The organism is Phycisphaeraceae bacterium (genome assembly GCA_015709595.1).
Lineage (GTDB): Bacteria > Planctomycetota > Phycisphaerae > Phycisphaerales > SM1A02 > CAADGA01.
The window spans coordinates 1,458,420-1,476,847 of record CP054178.1 but is presented as its reverse complement, the minus strand read 5'-3'; the positions used below and the strand labels follow the sequence as shown (position 1 = coordinate 1,476,847).

General features: G+C 68.4%; 20 protein-coding genes. 15 read left to right on the top strand and 5 right to left on the bottom strand.

The window, feature by feature from the left end:
• Window positions 1-9: 9 nt before the first annotated feature.
• Both HRU76_06185 and HRU76_06180 read left to right on the top strand, forming a co-directional pair.
• Window positions 10-375 (top strand): hypothetical protein, encoded by a 366-nt coding sequence (locus HRU76_06185; GenBank protein ID QOJ17189.1) that lies wholly within the window; start codon window positions 10-12, stop codon window positions 373-375.
• A gap of 436 nt (window positions 376-811) precedes the next feature.
• The gene (locus HRU76_06180; GenBank protein ID QOJ17188.1) at window positions 812-1,462 is read left to right on the top strand and encodes a cyclase family protein; all 651 of its coding nucleotides are present in this window, start codon (window positions 812-814) and stop codon (window positions 1,460-1,462) included.
• Between the two features lie 191 nt (window positions 1,463-1,653).
• On the opposite strand, the gene HRU76_06175 is transcribed toward HRU76_06180, so the two are convergent.
• A complete protein-coding gene (locus HRU76_06175) occupies window positions 1,654-2,658 on the bottom strand; it encodes a threonylcarbamoyl-AMP synthase (protein ID QOJ17187.1) in 1,005 nt (334 codons plus the stop codon).
• A gap of 109 nt (window positions 2,659-2,767) precedes the next feature.
• On the opposite strand from HRU76_06175, the gene HRU76_06170 reads away from it, so the two are divergent.
• From HRU76_06170 to HRU76_06155, 4 genes are all read left to right on the top strand, one after another.
• Window positions 2,768-3,280, top strand: a complete 513-nt coding sequence (locus HRU76_06170; GenBank protein QOJ17186.1) for an NUDIX domain-containing protein — start codon at window positions 2,768-2,770, stop codon at window positions 3,278-3,280.
• Between the two features lie 45 nt (window positions 3,281-3,325).
• Complete coding sequence (locus HRU76_06165; GenBank protein ID QOJ17185.1) at window positions 3,326-3,874, top strand: HIT domain-containing protein; 549 nt, start codon at window positions 3,326-3,328, stop codon at window positions 3,872-3,874.
• A 620-nt stretch (window positions 3,875-4,494) separates the two neighbouring features.
• Complete coding sequence (locus HRU76_06160) at window positions 4,495-4,770, top strand: hypothetical protein (protein QOJ17184.1); 276 nt, start codon at window positions 4,495-4,497, stop codon at window positions 4,768-4,770.
• 204 nt (window positions 4,771-4,974) lie between these two features.
• On the top strand, window positions 4,975-6,357 hold the full coding sequence (locus HRU76_06155; protein ID QOJ17183.1) for an MFS transporter: 1,383 nt from the start codon (window positions 4,975-4,977) through the stop codon (window positions 6,355-6,357).
• On the opposite strand, the gene HRU76_06150 is transcribed toward HRU76_06155, so the two are convergent.
• The gene (locus HRU76_06150; protein ID QOJ17182.1) at window positions 6,266-6,889 is read right to left on the bottom strand and encodes a hypothetical protein; all 624 of its coding nucleotides are present in this window, start codon (window positions 6,887-6,889) and stop codon (window positions 6,266-6,268) included. The genes HRU76_06155 and HRU76_06150 overlap by 92 nt on opposite strands.
• A gap of 86 nt (window positions 6,890-6,975) precedes the next feature.
• Between HRU76_06150 and HRU76_06145 the strand changes: the two genes are divergently transcribed.
• Complete coding sequence (locus HRU76_06145; GenBank protein ID QOJ17181.1) at window positions 6,976-7,674, top strand: hypothetical protein; 699 nt, start codon at window positions 6,976-6,978, stop codon at window positions 7,672-7,674.
• Between the two features lie 81 nt (window positions 7,675-7,755).
• Window positions 7,756-9,375 (top strand): methionine--tRNA ligase, encoded by a 1,620-nt coding sequence (locus tag HRU76_06140; GenBank protein ID QOJ17180.1) that lies wholly within the window; start codon window positions 7,756-7,758, stop codon window positions 9,373-9,375.
• 23 nt (window positions 9,376-9,398) lie between these two features.
• On the opposite strand, the gene HRU76_06135 is transcribed toward HRU76_06140, so the two are convergent.
• The 3 genes from HRU76_06135 to HRU76_06125 form a co-directional block, all read right to left on the bottom strand.
• Window positions 9,399-10,601 (bottom strand): tetratricopeptide repeat protein, encoded by a 1,203-nt coding sequence (locus tag HRU76_06135; GenBank protein ID QOJ17179.1) that lies wholly within the window; start codon window positions 10,599-10,601, stop codon window positions 9,399-9,401.
• 111 nt (window positions 10,602-10,712) lie between these two features.
• Window positions 10,713-11,192, bottom strand: coding sequence for a ribose 5-phosphate isomerase B (gene rpiB, locus HRU76_06130; GenBank protein QOJ17178.1), 480 nt, complete (start codon window positions 11,190-11,192; stop codon window positions 10,713-10,715).
• Window positions 11,189-11,656: a low molecular weight protein arginine phosphatase gene (locus tag HRU76_06125; protein ID QOJ17177.1), complete on the bottom strand. Its 468-nt coding sequence runs from the start codon at window positions 11,654-11,656 to the stop codon at window positions 11,189-11,191. The genes rpiB and HRU76_06125 overlap by 4 nt, the downstream gene beginning before the upstream one ends.
• 201 nt (window positions 11,657-11,857) lie before the next feature.
• On the opposite strand from HRU76_06125, the gene HRU76_06120 reads away from it, so the two are divergent.
• From HRU76_06120 to HRU76_06090, 7 genes are all read left to right on the top strand, one after another.
• The gene (locus HRU76_06120; GenBank protein ID QOJ17176.1) at window positions 11,858-12,439 is read left to right on the top strand and encodes a hypothetical protein; all 582 of its coding nucleotides are present in this window, start codon (window positions 11,858-11,860) and stop codon (window positions 12,437-12,439) included.
• Between the two features lie 65 nt (window positions 12,440-12,504).
• Complete coding sequence (locus HRU76_06115) at window positions 12,505-12,795, top strand: hypothetical protein (protein ID QOJ17175.1); 291 nt, start codon at window positions 12,505-12,507, stop codon at window positions 12,793-12,795.
• Window positions 12,796-13,012: 217 nt separating this feature from the next.
• Window positions 13,013-14,251, top strand: coding sequence for a hypothetical protein (locus HRU76_06110; GenBank protein ID QOJ17174.1), 1,239 nt, complete (start codon window positions 13,013-13,015; stop codon window positions 14,249-14,251).
• A 345-nt stretch (window positions 14,252-14,596) separates the two neighbouring features.
• On the top strand, window positions 14,597-15,523 hold the full coding sequence (locus tag HRU76_06105) for a glycosyltransferase (protein QOJ17173.1): 927 nt from the start codon (window positions 14,597-14,599) through the stop codon (window positions 15,521-15,523).
• Between the two features lie 284 nt (window positions 15,524-15,807).
• Window positions 15,808-16,152 carry a lipid-A-disaccharide synthase N-terminal domain-containing protein gene (locus tag HRU76_06100; GenBank protein ID QOJ19122.1) on the top strand — a complete coding sequence of 115 codons (345 nt, stop codon included), beginning with the start codon at window positions 15,808-15,810 and terminating at the stop codon, window positions 16,150-16,152.
• Window positions 16,145-17,311 carry a 23S rRNA (adenine(2503)-C(2))-methyltransferase RlmN gene (locus HRU76_06095; GenBank protein ID QOJ17172.1) on the top strand — a complete coding sequence of 389 codons (1,167 nt, stop codon included), beginning with the start codon at window positions 16,145-16,147 and terminating at the stop codon, window positions 17,309-17,311. Before HRU76_06100 ends, HRU76_06095 begins: the two co-directional genes overlap by 8 nt.
• Before the next feature lie 24 nt (window positions 17,312-17,335).
• Window positions 17,336-18,313 (top strand): diguanylate cyclase, encoded by a 978-nt coding sequence (locus HRU76_06090; GenBank protein ID QOJ17171.1) that lies wholly within the window; start codon window positions 17,336-17,338, stop codon window positions 18,311-18,313.
• The last annotated feature ends 115 nt before the right edge of the window (window positions 18,314-18,428 follow it).

Below are 18,428 nucleotides of genomic sequence, written 5' to 3'. Positions count from 1 at the left end.
GGGGGCGACATGCCACAGGACGATTGGTATCCCGAACTCGATGCCGCGGTGCGGGCGGCGGGGTTTCACACCAGCGGGCTTGAGGACATGGGGTCGTGGCGACGGACAACGGTCGCTTCGAAGCGGTGCGACTGGTACCTGACAGGCAACAGTTTCTGGGTCGGCTTCGTCGGCGAACGATGCGTGCTCGGCACATGGGGATGTCGTCTGTACGAACTGCCCGAAGTGAAACGTTTGGCGTCGTTCTGCATCGACTGGCTTCGCGAGGCGCCGACTCCAACATTGCCCGATTTCGCCGACTCCGTTCGCGCGGCCTACGGACTGCGGCCGATCCAACAGGAAACGTTGGACCGATGGGTCGCCGAGGCGAGGTAGAATCGGATCATGGAACCGACACCCGATCTCAACCTCGACTTCGAACGCGCCAAGGTCAGGCAGGCATCACAGGGTTGGCCATTCCCTCGACGATCCGTCACGCGCGAGCAAGTCGAGAAGTCGCGGCGGATGTCCGTCGAAGAACGGCTCCTCGCTGGTCCGCGATTGTTCAATGAAGCATCCGCATCCATGACGGCCGGGCTTCGGATTCTCCTTCCTCACGCATACGAAGAAGAACTCATGGTTGTCCTGTCGAGGGTACTTCGAGCGGTTGAATCGCATGAATCGGAGGTGTGGGGTGAAGGCGGCACGTTCGAGCCTCTCAACGAACTCCGGGAGGAAGTGCGAAACTCCGGACTGATCTGACGCATTTGTCGCCGAATGGGGCACATGTCTCAATGACGGGAGCCAAGAGCCGCGAGTCGACAGCCCATCCATGCTCCACGACATCACCCCCACCATCACGCCCGATCTCGCCGTGTGGCCCGGCGACACGCCGGCCACGCGCGAGGTGCTGATGGACATGAAGCGAGGGCACACGGTGACGCTCTCCACGCTGCGGGTCACGGTGCACCTGGGGGCGCACGCCGATGCGCCCAGTCACTACGGCTTTGACGCGCCGTCGATCGAATCCCGCCCGCTTGAGCCCTATCTCGGTCCCTGCCGCGTCGTTCACGTGGGCGTCTCCCGGGGCGAGCGATTCGGGCTCGGTCATCTCTCGCGCGCGAGGGTGGACGATCTCGCCGGTGACGCGGCCCGTGGTGTCCGCCGCGCGCTCTTCCGCACCGGCACGTTTCCCGACCCCTGCGCCTTCAACGAGGACTTCGCGGCGTTCGACCCCGCGCTGGTGGACTGGCTGCATGAGCGGTGCTTCACGCTGGCCGGGCTGGATACGCCCAGCGTGGACCTGTTTCACTCCAAGGATCTGCCCTCGCACAAGCGATTTCTCGCCCACGACATGGCGATTCTCGAAGGGGTCACGCTGGCGGACGTGCCGGAGGGCGTGTACGAACTGATCGCCCTGCCGCTCAAGCTCGCGGGCTTCGACGCCAGCCCGGTGCGCGCGGTGCTGCGGAGCATCAAGTGAAGTGATGAAGCGTGGGAACGTGGGGCAGTCGTTGCTCTGCGAGCCGCGACCGTCAGAGAGCGGCGGGGTGTCCGGTTCGATGCACGTCCGCTGCATGAAACAGGTCGGGCTTGGAGCACTGCCACGCGTGGCCAAGTCGCTCCCTCACGGTCGCGGCTCACTTTGAAACCTCACACTCACACTCCATCACTTCACACTTCCGCCCGCGTCGCGCGCCGCAGTCGATCGTGGATGGATGCCCACAACCCCGGATTCTCGGGCGGGCGCTCGATCAGAATCGCCGCCGCCCCGATTGTGTCGGCCTCGCGCAGGGCGTCGTAGAGGCGACGGGCGTATGACTCCGGCGCGTCGGGCATGGGAATCGTCGTGATCCGGCCCTCCGCGGTCGCGTCTCGCACGGGAAGCACGCCGAGGCCCTCGATCGCCAGCACGACCAGTCGCCCCGGTTCGGCAAGGCGCCGCTCGATCGCCGCCCGATCCATCATGATCGCCGGTGTGCGCGGCGCATAGTGGCGTTCCGCCGTGCCGGGCGAGGCGTCCTGCGACTCGATGCGCGGCGACTCGACGTGGCCGATCACCTCACGAAGCAGCTCGACCGTGATCGACCCCGGTCGCAGCAGCCGGGGCGGGTCGCTCGTCAGGTCCACCACGGTGGACTCGATGCCCACCGCGCATGGCCCGCCGTCGAGGATGAGCAGGTCGTCCACCGAGTCGAAGTCCGCCGCCACATGCGCCGCGGTGGTGGGCGAGACGTGACCCGACCGGTTGGCGCTGGGCGCGGCGATGGGCGAACCGAACATGCCCAGCAGCGCCTGCGCCCCCGAGTGGGCCGGGCAGCGCACCGCCACGGTGTCGCGCCCCGCGGTGGCCTGCCTGGGCAGGTCCGGACGCTTCGGAAGCACCAGCGTCAGCGGACCGGGCCAGAAACGCCTCGCCAGCGCGGCGGCGCGGTCGCCCCACGCTCCCGCGGCCACCACGCGGTCGGCGGCCAGGCGGGCGTCCGCCACGTGGATGATGAGCGGGTTGTCCGTCGGCCGTCCCTTGAGCACGTACACGCGCTCGACGGCCTCGACGTTGAAGGCGTCCGCCCCCAGCCCGTACACCGTTTCCGTGGGAAACGCCACCGGCTGCCCGGCGCGCAGACGATGCACCGCCTCCAGCAGCGATTCGGCGTGAATGGGCGCAACGCGCGGCATGCGCGCGACTGTAGCCGCGAAGGAGGATGCGGGATACATCACGCCGCGTCGCCCGCCATGACGGCTACGCTCAAGGCGATCGAAGTCCCCGACCGCGTGATTCGCACCGATGAACGAACTCCCTCACAAGATCGCCGTCCTCTGCTACCTCTACGACCACGCCGGGCGCGTGCTGCTGCTGCATCGGCGTCAGATGCCCAACGCGGGCATGTATTCGCCCATCGGCGGCAAGCTGCACGAGAGCGAGGGCGAAGGCCCGCACGAGTGCGCCCTGCGCGAGATCGAGGAGGAGATCGGCCTGGCGCTCTCCTACGACGAAATCCACCTCACCGGCATCGTCACGGAACGCGCCTACGAGCACCAGACGCACTGGATGATGTTCCTCTTCGAGGTCACGCGCCCCGTGCGCCACGATGAACTCAAGTGGACCGAGTTCAGGGAGGGCGTGCTGGAGTGGGTGCCGCTGGAGGACGTGCCGGGCCTGGACATTCCATCCACCGACCGCGAGGTAATGTGGCCGCTCGTGCAGCAGCATCGCGGCGGGGGGTTCTTCATGGCCCACATCGACTGGGGAGCCGATGAACTGTCGTGGCGGCTGGTGGAGTCGTCGCAGGCCGAGTGAGCGTCACGTTTGGACTTTTGTCCACGATGCTGGTTCACTACCACCATGAACCACGCCAACCTCTGGGCTCCGTGGCGCATGACCTATCTGCGCGATCTCACGCGCCAGGCGCGGGAACTGGGCGCCGAACCGCTGCGCGAGGCCCCGGCGGGGTCGTTCTTCGCCGCCTACTGGTCGCACCCCGAGATGGATGAGCCCAACCACGTGGTCTATCGCAACGCCCACGGGCTGCTGATGCTCAACCGCTACCCCTACGCCAACGGGCACCTGCTGGCCGCCCTGGGCGAGCCGCGCCCCCGACTGCTGGACTACGAGCCCGACCAGCGGGCCGCATTCTGGCGACTGGTGGACCTGGCGGCGGACCTCATGGAGCGAACCCTCAATCCACAAGGCATCAACATCGGCATCAACCAGGGCGAGGCGGCCGGCGCGGGCGTGATCGACCACCTCCACGCCCACCTTGTCCCCCGATGGGCGGGCGACACCAACTTCATGGCCGTCGTGGGCGATATCCGCGTCATCCCGGACTCGCTCGACCGCATGGCGGCGTCGTATCGGGAAACGATCCGCACCGCCGGCCTGGGGGCGGCGTAGAGGCGCCGGTCGAGTGATTCGTGGATCGCATCGCACGGCCGACACGGCCGTGGTACACCGTCATCGCCGTGTGCCACGGCTCTGTGAGCCGTGTCCGCGGCCCCGCCCCGCCCGCACGGCCGACACGGCCGTGGTACACCGTCATCGCCGACACGCCCACCGAACGGCCCCCGGCCCCATCGGGCGGCATTGGGCGGCCGAAGCCGCCCCGGCGCGTGCTCGAACCCCGAAATCAGGTGGGTTCGCGACCCGTCGGACCCGATCTTCCACGCAAGGGAGGCATGATCTTCGCCGCGGAATGAACGCGATCCCTCGGGGTTCTCAGTGGTTCGAGCGTCTGGACGCCGACACGCTCCCGACGGGGCCGGAGGCCGTCCTCCGGGCCACCTTACCCTCCGGTTCGATATCCGTCGAGGGGCGGTTCCCCCGAATCCACCCCTTTCGCGGGGGGTGCGAGGCGGGGTTTTTGCCTGTCCGGAGGATTTTTGACATCCCTTGAGGCATTGACAGCCCTCCCGGCCGATGGTACACCTACGTGTCCGTGGACAGGAGCATCGCCCCGGGGCGCTCTCCCCGTGGCCCGTGAACGCCCAGACACTCCAGAGAAGGACGAACGATCCATGAAGACCATGCTCGCCGCCGCATCCGTCGCCGCGCTGCTGCTCACCGGCTGCGGAAGTTCGACGGGGGTTTCGCTCAACGACGTGACCGGCAACATGACCCCCGAAGTCATGACGCTCAACCAGCGCGGCTCGGACGTGAAGCGCCACATGGCCTACACCCACGACGTGAACGGTCGCCTGTTCTGGGAAGACCTCGGACGCACCCTCTATCTCGATCACCCCAGCCGCCTGAACCCGATCGAGATCGTCTCGGTGAGCGGCAAGCCCCACTGATCCGTTCAATCCCGTCAACCACATGGCTGATCATGGCTGATCCTCGACGCCCCCGGCTATGCCGGGGGTGTTCGTTTCGGGCCATCGGATCTCCGCCGTCACAGCCGAACCGACAGCCGATCTTCTGATGATGACCCGCCGTCGGCGATGCCGCCTGTTCATTCTCCTTGCCTCCCGCCCTCAGCGAGCGAATAACTGCCCGTCGTGAAGCACGCCGGAATCCCGGTCGCCCTGCTCCAGCGGATGGTCGCGTCCTTCCACCCGAAGACGCTCCCGCCCATGCTGCGGGCCAACTACGGCCGCGAACTCTGGGCCTGGTGGTTCCTGCCGATCATGCTGGCGGCGGTCGAGGGCGGCGCGATGGGCAACATCGTGCGCAAGGCCTTCGACGGCGTGCCCGGGCTGCCCAAGCAGGAGCTCAACTTCGCCGTCGCCGCGGTCGTCGCCGCGCCGTCGCTGGCCAACATCACCAGCTTCATCTGGGCCTCGCTGGCGCACGGCAAGGCCAAGGTGAAGTTCATCGTCGGGCTGCAACTGGCCACCGTGGCCTTCGTGTCCATCGTGGGCATGGCCGAGCAGAGCCGGGGCGGGCTGTACCTGCTCGTCGCCGCGGTGATGTGCTCGCGCATCTGCTGGACGGGCGTCATCACCCTGCGCACCGCCATCTGGGGGGCCAACTACCCCCGCGCGGACCGCGCCCGCATCGCCGGCAACCTGGCCACCGTGCAGGGCATCGTGATCTCGCTGGTCGGCGCCGGGCTGGGGCTGGCCATGGACTGGGACGAATCATCCTTCCACTGGCTCTTTCCCCTGAGCGCGCTGGGCGGGCTGATCGGCGTCGCCATCTACCGCTCGGTCCGTCTGCGCGGGCAGAAGCGCCTGGCCCGGCATGAGCGAACCGGCGACCGCAGCCAGCAACTTTCGATGAACCCCGCCTCCATTCTGCGGGTGCTGCGGGGCGACCCCATGTTCCGACGCTTCATGACCTGCATGTTCATCTTCGGGCTGGGCAACCTGATGCTCACCGCCCCGCTGGCGATCGTGCTGCAGGAGGTGTTCAACGTCGGCTACACCACGGGCATTCTCATCACCAGCGCCATTCCCGCGATTCTCATGCCGCCCAGCATTCCGCTGTGGACGAAACTCATGACCCGCCGCCACGTGGTGGAGTTCCGCTCGATCCACGCCTGGTCCTACGTCTCCGCCGCAGCCGTGATGTGGGCCGGGGTCATGCTCCAGTCGATTGAACTGATGTTCGCGTCGGCGGTGCTGACGGGCATCGCCAACGGGGGCGGCGTGCTGGCGTGGAACCTGGGCCACCACGACTTCGCGCCCGCCCACCGCGACTCGGCCTACATGGGCGTTCACGTCACGCTCACCGGCATCCGCGGCATCATCGCGCCCATCGCGGGCGTGGGGCTGTACGAACTCTTCAGCGTGCTCACGCAGGGCGCGCACGGCGGGGGCGGATGGGTGTTCTTTGTCACGCTCGTGCTCAACACGTCCGGCGCGCTGGGTTTCGTCGCTCTGCGCCGACGCATGGCGAGGGAAGGGTTGCTGGAGCAGGTGCATCGACGCGGGCATTGATGCCATTCGCCGCGTCATGTGGATTCGCACCCGCCCATCGGCCCCGTCGCCCATCTATGAACAGGAAGTGGAGCCGACCGTGCGCATCCTTCTCAATCCACGGGAAGAACTGGTCGCCCTCGATCGACTCGCCGCCCATGATGATCTCCGGCGTGCGCCACGACACCGTGGTCGCCGTGGCGTCCTCCGTCATGGTCCAGTACAGGTCCACGTTCACGCGGCTGCCGACCGCATTGGTCTTGTCCGCCCACACGGCATGGACCTTCTTCGAGTCGCTGGGATCGACCGCGATACAGGCGATGCGCGGGACGCGGAAGTTGCCGGGAAACCACGCGTACGAGTAGCCGGCGTCAACCGTCGCGGCGGTCAGCAAGCTGCTAAATTGTGGGACACCGTTGGTATCAAGCGAAACGCTGCGTGCCACGCGAACGGCACTCCCGGACAGGAAGCCAATGTACAACTCACCATCAACACCAATACGCGGCAACATGCCTGAGCATTGGGCAAAAAAAAACCGGGTGGTGTCAAGCAAAAAGTTGTGGGAATCCCAAAAACTTCTTCCGCCCGCTTCGGCTGGGGTGTACAGTGGCGTTGGCTCACGATCAGGGAGAGAATGCCATGGCACTCAGGGTCTTCGGGTTCATGCTGCTGATCGCGGCAATGTGGCCGATTTCCGGCTTGGCAGACATCTTCCTCCACCAACCGCACGACTTTCGAGATCGCTCACCAAGCGAGCAGAACACGCTGGTCTCGAGCGCGCGGACGGCGGATGATTTTGCTACAGTCGGATTCCACTTTTTTCTGAACAGCATCACTTTCCAAATGGTTGTTTCTGCAAACAACATTCCATCGAACTATGCTGTGGATCTGTTTTTATCATCCGCGCAAGGTTCTGGACAGTTAATGTTCACGCTCGATCATGTCCTCGGCATGTCCGATCGTGGCGTGTGGAATGGCGATCCCGAGTTGCGCTTGATTGAAGTGGTGGTTGATGGGCGTGGAGAACATACGCCTGAGGGTGTTTATTGGCTCTCCCCCTACGCCATCGGCAACGGCGCGGGGCGCGCCTGGTGGGGCACGGCGGGCGACGGGCAGGTCAACGGATCGGAGGGCTACTTCATCTCCGACCACTTCGGCGTGCCCCAGTGGACGCCCATCTCCCAGTCCGGCATCCTGAACTTCCCCACCGACTTCGCCTTCACCATCGACGCCACGTTCCCCGCCCCGGGCGTGCTGCCACTGCTGGTGCTGGGGCTGCTCGGCAAGAACAGACGGCGTGTCGAGACGCGGTTCCATCGGGCGTCTCAACGGGCTTGAGAACCGGTCGCGGCGCGTCAGGGGCGACTGGGATGACGGCGCGCCGACTTCTGGCGACGGATGCCCGTACAATCGCCTCCCATGACCGACCGCGCCTACCTCACCACGCCGATCTACTACGTCAACGACAAGCCGCACATCGGCCACGCCTACACCACCACGCTGTGCGACGTGGCGGCCCGGTTCATGCGGTTCCTCGGGCGCGACGTGTTCTATCTGACGGGCACCGATGAACATGCGGCCAAGGTGGTCGATTCCGCCGCCCAGCGCGGGCTGACGCCCCAGCAGTGGGCCGATCAGAACGCCGCGGCCTTTCAGGACGCCTTCCGCCTCCTGCACATCTCCAACGACGATTTCATCCGCACCACGCAGGAGCGGCATAAAACCCGCGTGGCCCGCTACGTCCGCGCCCTGATGGACAGCGGCGACGTCTACCTGGGCGACTTCGAGGGCTGGTACGACGCCGGGCAGGAAGAGTACGTCACCGACAGCAAGGCCAAGGAGTACGGCTACCAAAGCCCCATCAACGGCAAGCCGCTGGTGCGCCGGAAGGAACACAACTACTTCTTTCGTCTGAGCGCCTACCGCGAACCGCTGCTGGCCCTGCTGGAGCGGCGCGAACCCGTCAACGGCGCCACCTTCGACGTGAAGCCCGAAGCCCGGCGCAACGAGATCATCGCGCGCATCCGCGAGATGGAGGATGTGCCCATCTCCCGCACTTCCGAGGGAAGCGGCGCCCCGTGGGGCATCCGCATCCCCGGCGATGAGCAGCACACCATCTACGTGTGGATTGATGCGCTCTTCAACTACCTCTCCACGGTCGATACCGACGAGCGCCGCAAGTACTGGACCTGCGGGCCGATCCACGTGATCGCCAAGGACATCCTCTGGTTCCACGCGGCCATCTGGCCCGCCATGCTGCTGGCCCTGCGAACGAGGCCCGGCTACGAGTGGGTCACGCTGCCCCGATACGTCTACTGCCACTCGTTCTGGATCAGCGAGGGGCAGAAGATGTCCAAGACGCTGGGCAACTTCATCGACCTGCCCACCATCGAGCAGTACCTTCGCACCTATTCGCTCGACGGCTGGCGCTACTACATGGTCACCCAGGGGCCGCTGGGCGCGACCGACTCGGACTTCTCGGCGGCGCACTTCCACGGCGTGTACCACACCGATCTCGTCAACACCGTGGGCAACTGCGCCAGCCGCGTGACGGCCATGATCGGCAAGTACTTCGACGGAGCGGTCCCGCCCGAGATGGCCCCCGAGCGATACACCCTGCCGGGCTTCGACCTGCCCGCGTCGGCCCGCGAGGCGGTGGAGACCGCGATCACCGCCATCGACCGCTTCGACCTGGCCGAGGCGGCGGCGGCGGCCATCGCGCTCATCCGCCGCGTGGACGCCTTCATCAACGCCACCGAACCCTTCAAGATGGCCAGGGACGCCGCTCGGGTTCCGCAGGTCGGCTCGATCCTGCACCAGTGTCTCGAAGCGGTGCGCATCGCCACGCTGCTGCTGTGGTGCGTGATGCCGGATGCGACCAGCGCGTTCTGGCGGGCGATCGGCTGCGGCGAGATCGACCCGACGAAGGGCGGTCTGCGCGACCTGGCCCGCTGGGGCGGGCTGACGGCGGGACGGAAGGTCGAGAAGATCGCGCTCTTCCCCCGTGTCGAGCACGCCCCAGCCGCGGCGACGCACTGAAGGCGTCCTGTCCTTCGAGGCGCTCACTCCGCGCTGTCGAGCGACGCCAGGTCGTGCCGGGCGCTGTTCCATTCATAGAAGCGGGTCAGCGGAATCGCCGCGCACTGGCGCAGCAGATCGGCGGCGCCGTCGCGGTCGCCCGCCAGCAGGCGCTTCCACCCCGCGTAGTACAGCGCTTCGCAGCGCTGCTCCTGCGCGGTGTTGCCGTCCTGCTCCTCGCGGCTGAACTCGAGGATCGTCTCCTCATCCATCTCGCCCAGCAGGAACGCGGCCAGGCGCCTGGGCCAGAGGCGCCAGCCGAAGGCGTCGTTGGCCAGGTCGGTCCGCAGCAGCGCATCGGCCTGGTCCGCGCGCCCCAGCCGCGCCCGCGCGATCCAGGCGTACAGCGCGGCGTACTCCACGCGCTGGGCGGGCCTGGCGCGGGCCTTGTCGAGCGAGGCGACGGCTTCGTCCAGGCGGCCCTCGTTCAGCAGCACCGCGCCCCGCCCGAAGTGGGCGTGGGCGTTCTCCGCGCTTCGCTTCAGCGCCTCGTCGAACGCCTCCACCGCACCGTCCAGGTCGCCCGCGCCCCAGCGGCACCAGGCCATCGCGCTCCAGATTTCGGCGCGGTCGGGCCGCTTGGACAGGACCAGCTCGAAGTCCTCCGCCGCCTCGGCGAAGCGGCCCGTCTCGCGGCGCATCTCCGCCCGCTCCAGGCGCCAGTCCACGCGGTCCGGCTGGCGCTCGATCGCCGCGTCGAAATCGGCCAGCGCCAGGTCGTTCTCGAACCGGGACGATCGAATCACGGCGCGAAGATGCAGGGCCTCAGGGTCGGCGGGGTCCGCCTTGAGCACGGCGCTGATGTCCTGGATCGCGCCATCCTGATCGGCCAGCGAGAGACGCGCCCGGGCGCGCCCCAGCAGCGCCTTCGCGTGCCCCGGTTCGAGGGTCAGGACGTGGTTGTAATCCGAGATGGCCTCGTCGGATTCGCCCACCCCCAGCCGCATCTCCGCCCGCAGCAGCCGCGCGTCGATGTGATCCGGCACGCGGCGCAGCACCCGGTCGAGAAACGCCCGCGCCGCCTCCGGATCGGACCTGATGGATTGCCGCATCGCCTGAAGATCGTCGGCGGCGTCGCCGCCCTGGCGGGCCTGCCACAGGACGATCGCCGCGCCGCTGAGCATGAGCGTCATCGCGACGATCGTGACGGCAGTCAGGTAGATGGCGTCTCGGCGAGGAATGGACATACGGCTGATGGCTGATGATACAACCTGTCGGCGCCGCGCCCCCTCTCCCTCTGGGAGAGGGTTGAGGTGATGGCTGGTTCGTCGAGGATCAACCGCGCACCCGCCGCGCGTTCACGCCGACACGGCGTCGGGCTTGAGCAGCGTGGGATTCTCGCCCCGCTCGATGGCGTGAATCTTCTGGATGCGTCGTTCGTGGCGCCCGCCGTCGAAAGGTGTTGAGAGCCAGGTGTCGATGATGCGGTGAAGCAGGTTCTGCCCCAGCAGGTCGGCGGCCAGGCAGAGCACGTTGGCGTTGTTGTGGGCGCGGGACAGTTGCGCGGTGAGTTCATCGGTGACGAGCGCGGCCCGCACGCCTGGGATCTTGTTGGCCGCGATGGACATGCCGATGCCCGAGCCGCAGATGAGAATGCCCCGGTCCACCTCGCCCGAGGCCACCGCACGCCCCACCAGCCAGGCGTTGTCCGGGTAATCGCACGGGTTGCCGCTGCACTCGCCCAGCAGCGCGACCGTGTGGCCCAGCGCCTCGATGTGCGGGCGGATGCTCCGGGCGGCGTCAACCCCGCGATGGTCGGATCCGATCGCGATCCTCATGGCTGCAGCAGCTCCTGAAGACGAAGCGGAATCACCCGGCTCAGTCGCCTCGCCAGCCGATCATAGGCATCCTGTCCCAGCCCGATGGGATCCTCGACGTCGCCTGACGGGTCCACGAGGGCGATCTTGGCCAGCGCGTCCGGGTCGCCCGCCACCAGCGACCGGGCGGCCTGAGCGTGCGACTCCGTCATGCACAGCACCAGGTCGGCGCGCCGGATCATCTCGGGCGTCAGGCGAAGGGAGCGCCCGTCGAACCCGATCCCCAGGCGGGCCAGGGCCTCGACGGTCTCCGGGGTCGTGGGGTGTCCCTCACCGGCGGACACCCCCGCCGAGGCCACGAACACGTCGCCGCCCGCGCTGGTGGACGCGCCCAGCACCCCCTCATCCAGCAGGCGGCGTGCAATCGCCTCGGCCATGGGCGAGCGACACGTGTTTCCGGTGCAGACGAACAGAACGGTGCGCATGGTTCGACTTCGGGAATCCGCCGAACCGCCGCGGCTCGGACGCCCCGACGCCATCGTAGGCGACGGCCGCCCCGACCGGGCCGGGGACGGTCGCCGCTTTGCACGCTTCCGTCGGGCTTCCAGTTGAGCAATCCCCGCGTCGGGGGTAGATTGACGCGGCCCCGAGCCCGACATCGAGCCGGCCGGGGTCGGAGACCGACCGTGGAGTTCATCAGTTTCGACGAGGCCGTGGACGCGCTGGCTGACCTGGGGATCTATCCGGACTTTCCGGACGAGGCCCATCTTCGTTTCGAGCCCGACCCCGATCAGCTGCCCGAGGACGCCTGTTTTCTCCACCTGGCCGACGCCGGGTGCGACGCGGCATCGCTCGACGGCGCCCGACGCATCACCCTGCCCAAGGACGATCTGGCCGGGGCGGTCGAGTCGATGATCGGCGTGCTTCGGCTGGCCCAGGTGCTCGTCTTCCCGGTGGGCAAGTGGCGGACGGTGTTCGACGCCGTGGCCTTCAGCATGGCCTCGGATGAGCACTGGCAGGAAGTGGACGCCATGGCCTCGGTGGAGTTGAACACCCGCGATCCGCTGCTGTGCGAGCCGGGGGACTACCACACGCTGCGCCGCCTGGTGGGAGCGCTGCTCTCCGACGCGGAATCGCCGGACCAGGGAATCACCATCACCACCACGGGGGCCCCGCTGCTGGTCGAGGTCGTGCCGCAGGGCGCGCTGCGGGTCATGCTGGGCAACCAGGCCCTGGCCGACGAGGTGACCGAGGCCCTGCACATCTGACGCGGTCGCCGGTTCGGCGTCCCCGGCCTCAATCCACGCCCCCGCGGCGGTCGATATCAGGGGTGATGAGCCAGGTCGGCCCGCCCATCGAAAGCTCCCTGCTCCAGGCGGTGACCGCCCAGCAGCAGGCCGCGCGCGTGCGCGACCGGGACCGGGCCAGAGCCGAGTCGCCCCGACGCCCCGCCGAGGACGAGGTGGACCTGCGCATCGCCGGAGTGGAGGATGGCGGCATCGCCGCCCGTCGCCTGCCCCCCAACAACAGCGAGGAATCCGCCCAGGAGCGGCGCGATCCGCGCCGCAAACCCCCGCGCCCCGGCGACGGGAACGACCAGCCCCACGTGGATGTGACGGCGTGACCACGCGGGGGTTGTCGGTTCTCAGTTCTCGGTTGCCGGTCTGATGCTGATGGTTCACGGCGGCTCACTCAGAACGGGATGAGTGAGACTCGCGGAGCAGGTCGCGCCCGAGCGCGAATGCGCCTCGCAGATCCGCGCCCGTTCCGGGAACCTTCCGACCCTTGAGCGGTTGAACAGGAGAGGGGCGTGGTTGTGGTCCATCGTCGGGAGGCGCATCGTGCGGAACCACTCTGAGAATCGAAGCGGCCTGGTCGGGCGCGGCGTCGCGGCGCTGCTCGCGGCTCTGATGCTGGGTGCTCCCGCCGCCCTCGGGCAGGATGGCATCGCGTGGGGCGACCTGCGCCGGGCGCGGTACGCGACGGATCACGTCAACCTCATGACCACGTTCCTGAACCTCTCGGATGACCAGAAGGTGCTGGTCTCGGCGTTCCTGCGCGACTACGCGGCGGTCTACGCCGAGATTCGCGCCGAGGCCGACCGCGAGCGCGAACTGGCGCGCGACCGGGCACGCTGGGCGCGGGAGTCGGGCACGCCCACCGACGCCGGCGTGGCGCTCCGCGCCCGCGAGCGGGTCGAGGCGCTGCAGCAACGTCACGAGCACGCGGCGGGGGAATTCATCGCCAACGCCCGCGCGGTGCTGACGCCCGAGCAGGCCGACCGGTGGCCCGATCTGGAGCGCGCCCTGCGCCGGCGCGACCTGCTGCCGCGGGGCGAGGTCTCGGGCGAGCGCGTGGACCTGTTCCAGGTGGTCGCCCGCCTGGAGTTGAGCGAGGAGAGCCGCTTCGCCGTGGAGCCCCTGCTGGCGGACTACGCCATGCAGCTCGACGCCGCCCTGGTGTGGCGCGAGCAGGCGGCGTCGGACGACGATGATGACGCCTTCCGCGACGTGATGCGGGATTACCAGTCGGGCGTGGCGGACGCCAACGATCTGCGCCGCATGGCGCGTCACCTGCGCACGCTGCGCACGCGCGTGCGCGACGTGAACATCATGTTCGCCGATCAGATTCGCGGCGCCATGACCATGGAGGAGGAGGCCCGCGCCTTCGAGCAGGCGTGGAAGGCGGCGGCCTTCCCCCGCATCTACACGGAAACCTACGCCCAGCGCGTGCTTCAGGCCGCCCTGGCCTTCGAGGATCTCGATCCGCTGGCGGCGCGGGACATCGAGGCCCTGGCGGAAGTACACGCCAACCGCCTGCTTCAGGCCAACCAGAAGATCGAACGGCTGACCGTCACCGAGGAGCCCCGCGCCGCGGAGCGCCTGGTCGAGGCGGCGCTCGCCCAGCGCGACCGACGCCGCGTCAGCGACGACTTCAACCGCAACAGCACCCTGGTGCGCGACGCCTACGCCGAGCGCGAGTCGATGGAGGCGGAGACGATCCTGGCCCTGCATCGCCTGCTCACCGAGGAGCAGGTGCGCCGATTGCCCGCCCGGCGCGATCGTACTCGCGGTCGGTGATGCACGCGATGGAGTTGACGCGGGGGCCGGTCGCCTGGGGCCGCGGACACGGCTCACAGAGCCGTGGCACGATGGGCCGGAAGCCGCGAGCACCTACCGAAAAGGCGTGCCACGGCCGTGTCGGCCGTGCGGGCGGGGGACCAGGGCCGCGGACACGGCTCACAGAGCCGTGGCACGCTCCGGACCGTTGTGCCACGGCCGTGTCGGCCGTGCGGGCGGGGGCTGCGGACACGGCTCACAGAGCCGTGGCACACTTCGAACTGGTGCGCCACGGCCGTGCGGGCACGCTTTCTCGTGACATTCCCATCGGATGCACCGACAGAGAGGCGTCCCTATCCTTTCCGAATGCCCCACGTCGAGCCGGACATCCTGTTGTCCATCATCGCACCCGCCCACAACGAGGAGGGCAACGTGGCGCCCCTGGTGCGCGAGATCGAGCAGGCCATGCAGGCGCTCGACGCGAAGGGCGAGGCGTGGGAGTTCATCCTGGTCGATGACGGCTCCACCGACGGCACCCTGGGGGCGGCGACCACCCTGCTGCCTGACCACCCCCGGCTGCGGATCGTGAAGATGCGCCACACGCCCGCCGGGCGCGGACACGGGCAGTCGGCGGCCACGCACGCGGGCATCCGCGCCTCGCGCGGGCGCTTCATCGCCACGCTCGATGCCGACCTGCAGAATGATCCCGCCGACCTGCCCCGCATGATGGCGACCCTGCGGGACACCCAGGCCGACCTGGTGCAGGGCGATCGGTCCGGCAAGCGCCGGGACACGCTCGTTCGGCGGGCGTCATCCGTCATCAGCCGCTGGTTCCGCGTGCTGCTGCTCAACGACCCCACCGTGGATACGGGCTGCTGCATCCGCGTCATGACGCGGCAACTGGCCCTGTCGCTGCCGCTCGAGTTCCGCGGGCAGCATCGCTTCGTGCCCTTCACCACGCGATCGATGGGGCTGAAGGTCGTCGAGCATCCGGTCAATCATCGCCCGCGCGTATCAGGCCAGGCGAAGTACGGCATCTGGAACCGCGCCCTGCCGGGACTGATCGACTGCTTCGCGGTGCGCTGGATGCGCCGGCGAAGACGACCCGTGGCGTTTGACGCAATCACAATGCCGGAGACGGTGCGAGCCGAAGGGCCGGTGAGCCGCCAGCCATCGGCCATCGGCCATCAGCAGACGACCGACAACCGGCAACCGATCACTGACGACCTGCGTCCCGGCGCCCCACGCGCGGCGCTCAGGACGATGCCATCCGCTCCGGCTGACGCGCCATGAAGCCGCTCACCTTCGCCATCCTTGTGCTGGTGCTGCTGGCGGTGGTGGTGGCGGGGTTCTTCCTGCTGGCCCGCGACGCGCCGGGGCCGGCTCCGCCGCTGTCCGTCTCCGTCGAGGCGTGGCTGCCCGAGTCGAGCGGCGACCCCACGCTCATCCGGCGCGAGGACGGTTCGTACATCTTCCGCATTCCGCTGGCGGGCGGCGAAACCGCCGACATCACCCCGGAGGAGTTCGCCCGCCGCCTGTACGACGCGGGCACCAGGGGCGCGTGGTGGCAGCGGGTGATGAACATCACCTCGCCCATCGGCATCGCCTGGGTCGTGATGGGGCTGGTCGGGCAGCTCATGTTCACCGGGCGCATGCTGGTGCAGTGGCTGGTGAGCGAACGGGCGAAGAAATCGGTCGTGCCCACCGCCTTCTGGTGGATGAGTCTGGTCGGGGCGTCGATGCTGCTGACGTATTTCATCTGGCGCAAGGACGTGGTGGGCGTGCTGGGACAGGCCACCGGATGGATCATCTACATCCGCAACCTGTGGCTCATCCACCGCGGCGCCAGAGCCCCCAGCGTGTCCGATGACGCCGACGCCGAACCCGCCCTCGACCCCGTGGTGACGACCCGCGATGAATGACGCGACGACTGACATCCTGGGGCTGACCTCGGGCGAGTGGGTGGCGATGCGCCAAGCGGCGGGCGAGGGGACCGGCGCCGCGCTGGCGACGTACCGACGTGTGTTCCGCGAAGGGGTGCTGGAGGAGGTTCCGAGTTCTGGAAGCTGCCAGCCGTCAGCCATCAGCCGTCAGCCACGCGCCGTGGGCGCCATCCGCGAGCTGCGCGAGGGCGAGACGCTCAAGTTCGTCCTGCCGATCGAGGACGGGCTGGAGACGGAATCGGTCATCCTGCCCATGCACGGGCGCGGGCGCACGTCGTACACGCTCTGCGTCTCGTCGCAGGTGGGGTGCGCCATGGGGTGCCGCTTCTGCGAGACGGGCCGGATGGGGCTGCTGAGGAATCTCACCCCCGCCCAGGTCGTGCGGCAGTGGCATGTGGCCCGTCACGGCTACGGCGCGCCGATCCGCAACATCGTCTTCATGGGCATGGGCGAGCCGATGGATAACCTGGACGCCGTGCTGCAGGCGATTCGCGTGCTCACCGACCGCAACGGTCCGTGCATCGCCCCGGCGTCGATCGCCGTCTCCACCGTGGGGCGTGTGGAGGGCATCGAGCGGCTGCGTCGCTTCGCCGCCCAGCCGGGTTTTCGACGGCTCAAGCTGGCGGTGTCGCTCAACGCGCCCAACGACGCCATCCGGTCGAGCATCATGCCGATCAACCGGGCCGAGCCGATGGAGATGCTCAAGAAGGCGATGCAGGCGTGGACGGGAGTTGGTCGTGAGGATCGCCGGCGGGACGCCGGCGCCACCCAAGCCGGCGTCGACGATGCGGCAGGCACGCCCGTCCTCATCGAGTACGTCCTCATCCCGTCCGTCAACGATCAGCCGGAGCATGCGGAGGAGCTCGCCGCGTACCTGCGCGACCTGCCGTGCAAGGTGAACGTGATCCCCTACAACCCGCGGCGCGACTCACCCTGGCCCGCGCCGGAGGAATCCGTCGTGGCGTCGTTCGTCGAGCGATTGAGGTCGCTGGGGCTGTTCGTCAAGCGTCGCCGCACGCTGGGTCGCAGCGTGATGGCGGCGTGTGGTCAACTGGGTAATCCGGGCATCCGGCGGCGTCGTTTTGTGTCGATCGGGTCCGAGAATGACGCCGACCAGTCGAACCCCGCGAGTGCGTGACCGGACCATCCGACGAATGGGGGAATGACCCCCAGACCCGAGCCATCCGGCCTCGAACCGCTCGCCACCCGGCCCATCCTCGCCGCGGGGTGGCTGGCGGTCTCCACCGCGGCACTGGCTCATTTTCTGCTCGACCGCGCGGGAGCCGCCGACGCCTGGCAGGCGCTGGTCATTCTGCTGGTGGGGGCGTGCTCGTTCCGGCTGGCGCTGCCGATGAGCGCGATTCGTCTGGCGCGGGATCAGCAGCTCGCCGCGGCGGATCTGGCCCGTCGCCTGGAAGGCGTGAACCTCGAATCTCGGCAGGAGACGATCGCGGGCGTGCTGATGTCGCGCGGCGACGCGGTGGGCGAGGTCAGCCGCCGCGTGCACGACTGCCTGGCGGCGTCGATCGCCGCCCTGGGCGAGGCGCGTCGGGCCCGCCGCACCCTGCATCACGCGGTGGAGAAGACCGCCCGCGAGGTGACGGCGCAACTGGCGCGGGAGTCGGTCTGCGATCACCTCACCGGCGTGGGCAACCGCCGCGCGCTGGACGCGGCGCGGCTGGCGCTGGTCGAGTCAGCGCGATCCGGGAACGCGCCGCGCCGCCTGGTGGTGATGATGATCGACGTGGACCACTTCAAGCGCATCAACGACACGCTCGGCCACGGCGCGGGCGACGAGTGCCTGGTCTTCGTGGCCCGGCTGCTGCGAGACAACGTGCGCCGCGCCGACGTGGTGGTGCGACTGGGCGGCGACGAGTTCCTGGTGCTGCTCCCGGACGAGTCGCTCGAACGCGCCACCGCGCTGGCGGCGCACCTGCGCTCGCTGGTGCGGCAGATGAACTGGCACGGGCGGAACATCCCGCGCCCGACGCTGTCCTTCGGGTTGGCGGAAGCCCGCCTGGACCGACCCGAGTCGCTGGATGAGGCCATCCGCCTCGCCGACAACGCCCTGTACGCCGCCAAGCGCTCCGGGCGCAACCGTCACGCCGCCGCCACGGGCGAGCCGGTCCTGGCGCGGTGAGGATTCGGCCCAATCCACGGATGAAATGGATGAGGCGGCGGCTGAATGATCCCCTCCCGCTTGCGGAAAGCAGGAGACAGTCGGACAATCCTGTTCACGTCTGTTCATCGGTGGA

Excerpts from the sequence above, each read along its gene's own strand:
- HRU76_06185 (QOJ17189.1), top strand. The coding sequence starts at position 10 with ATGCCACAGGACGATTGGTATCCCGAACTCGATGCCGCGGTGCGGGCG.
- HRU76_06125 (QOJ17177.1), bottom strand. The coding sequence starts at position 11,656 with ATGCGCACCGTTCTGTTCGTCTGCACCGGAAACACGTGTCGCTCGCCC.
- HRU76_06170 (QOJ17186.1), top strand. The coding sequence starts at position 2,768 with ATGAACGAACTCCCTCACAAGATCGCCGTCCTCTGCTACCTCTACGAC.
- HRU76_06175 (QOJ17187.1), bottom strand. The coding sequence starts at position 2,658 with ATGCCGCGCGTTGCGCCCATTCACGCCGAATCGCTGCTGGAGGCGGTG.
- HRU76_06115 (QOJ17175.1), top strand. The coding sequence starts at position 12,505 with ATGAGCCAGGTCGGCCCGCCCATCGAAAGCTCCCTGCTCCAGGCGGTG.
- rpiB (QOJ17178.1), bottom strand. The coding sequence starts at position 11,192 with ATGAGGATCGCGATCGGATCCGACCATCGCGGGGTTGACGCCGCCCGG.
- HRU76_06140 (QOJ17180.1), top strand. The coding sequence starts at position 7,756 with ATGACCGACCGCGCCTACCTCACCACGCCGATCTACTACGTCAACGAC.
- HRU76_06100 (QOJ19122.1), top strand. The coding sequence starts at position 15,808 with ATGAACATCACCTCGCCCATCGGCATCGCCTGGGTCGTGATGGGGCTG.
- HRU76_06160 (QOJ17184.1), top strand. The coding sequence starts at position 4,495 with ATGAAGACCATGCTCGCCGCCGCATCCGTCGCCGCGCTGCTGCTCACC.
- HRU76_06095 (QOJ17172.1), top strand. The coding sequence starts at position 16,145 with ATGAATGACGCGACGACTGACATCCTGGGGCTGACCTCGGGCGAGTGG.
- HRU76_06165 (QOJ17185.1), top strand. The coding sequence starts at position 3,326 with ATGAACCACGCCAACCTCTGGGCTCCGTGGCGCATGACCTATCTGCGC.
- HRU76_06135 (QOJ17179.1), bottom strand. The coding sequence starts at position 10,601 with ATGTCCATTCCTCGCCGAGACGCCATCTACCTGACTGCCGTCACGATC.
- HRU76_06105 (QOJ17173.1), top strand. The coding sequence starts at position 14,597 with ATGCCCCACGTCGAGCCGGACATCCTGTTGTCCATCATCGCACCCGCC.
- HRU76_06145 (QOJ17181.1), top strand. The coding sequence starts at position 6,976 with ATGGCACTCAGGGTCTTCGGGTTCATGCTGCTGATCGCGGCAATGTGG.
- HRU76_06090 (QOJ17171.1), top strand. The coding sequence starts at position 17,336 with ATGACCCCCAGACCCGAGCCATCCGGCCTCGAACCGCTCGCCACCCGG.
- HRU76_06180 (QOJ17188.1), top strand. The coding sequence starts at position 812 with ATGCTCCACGACATCACCCCCACCATCACGCCCGATCTCGCCGTGTGG.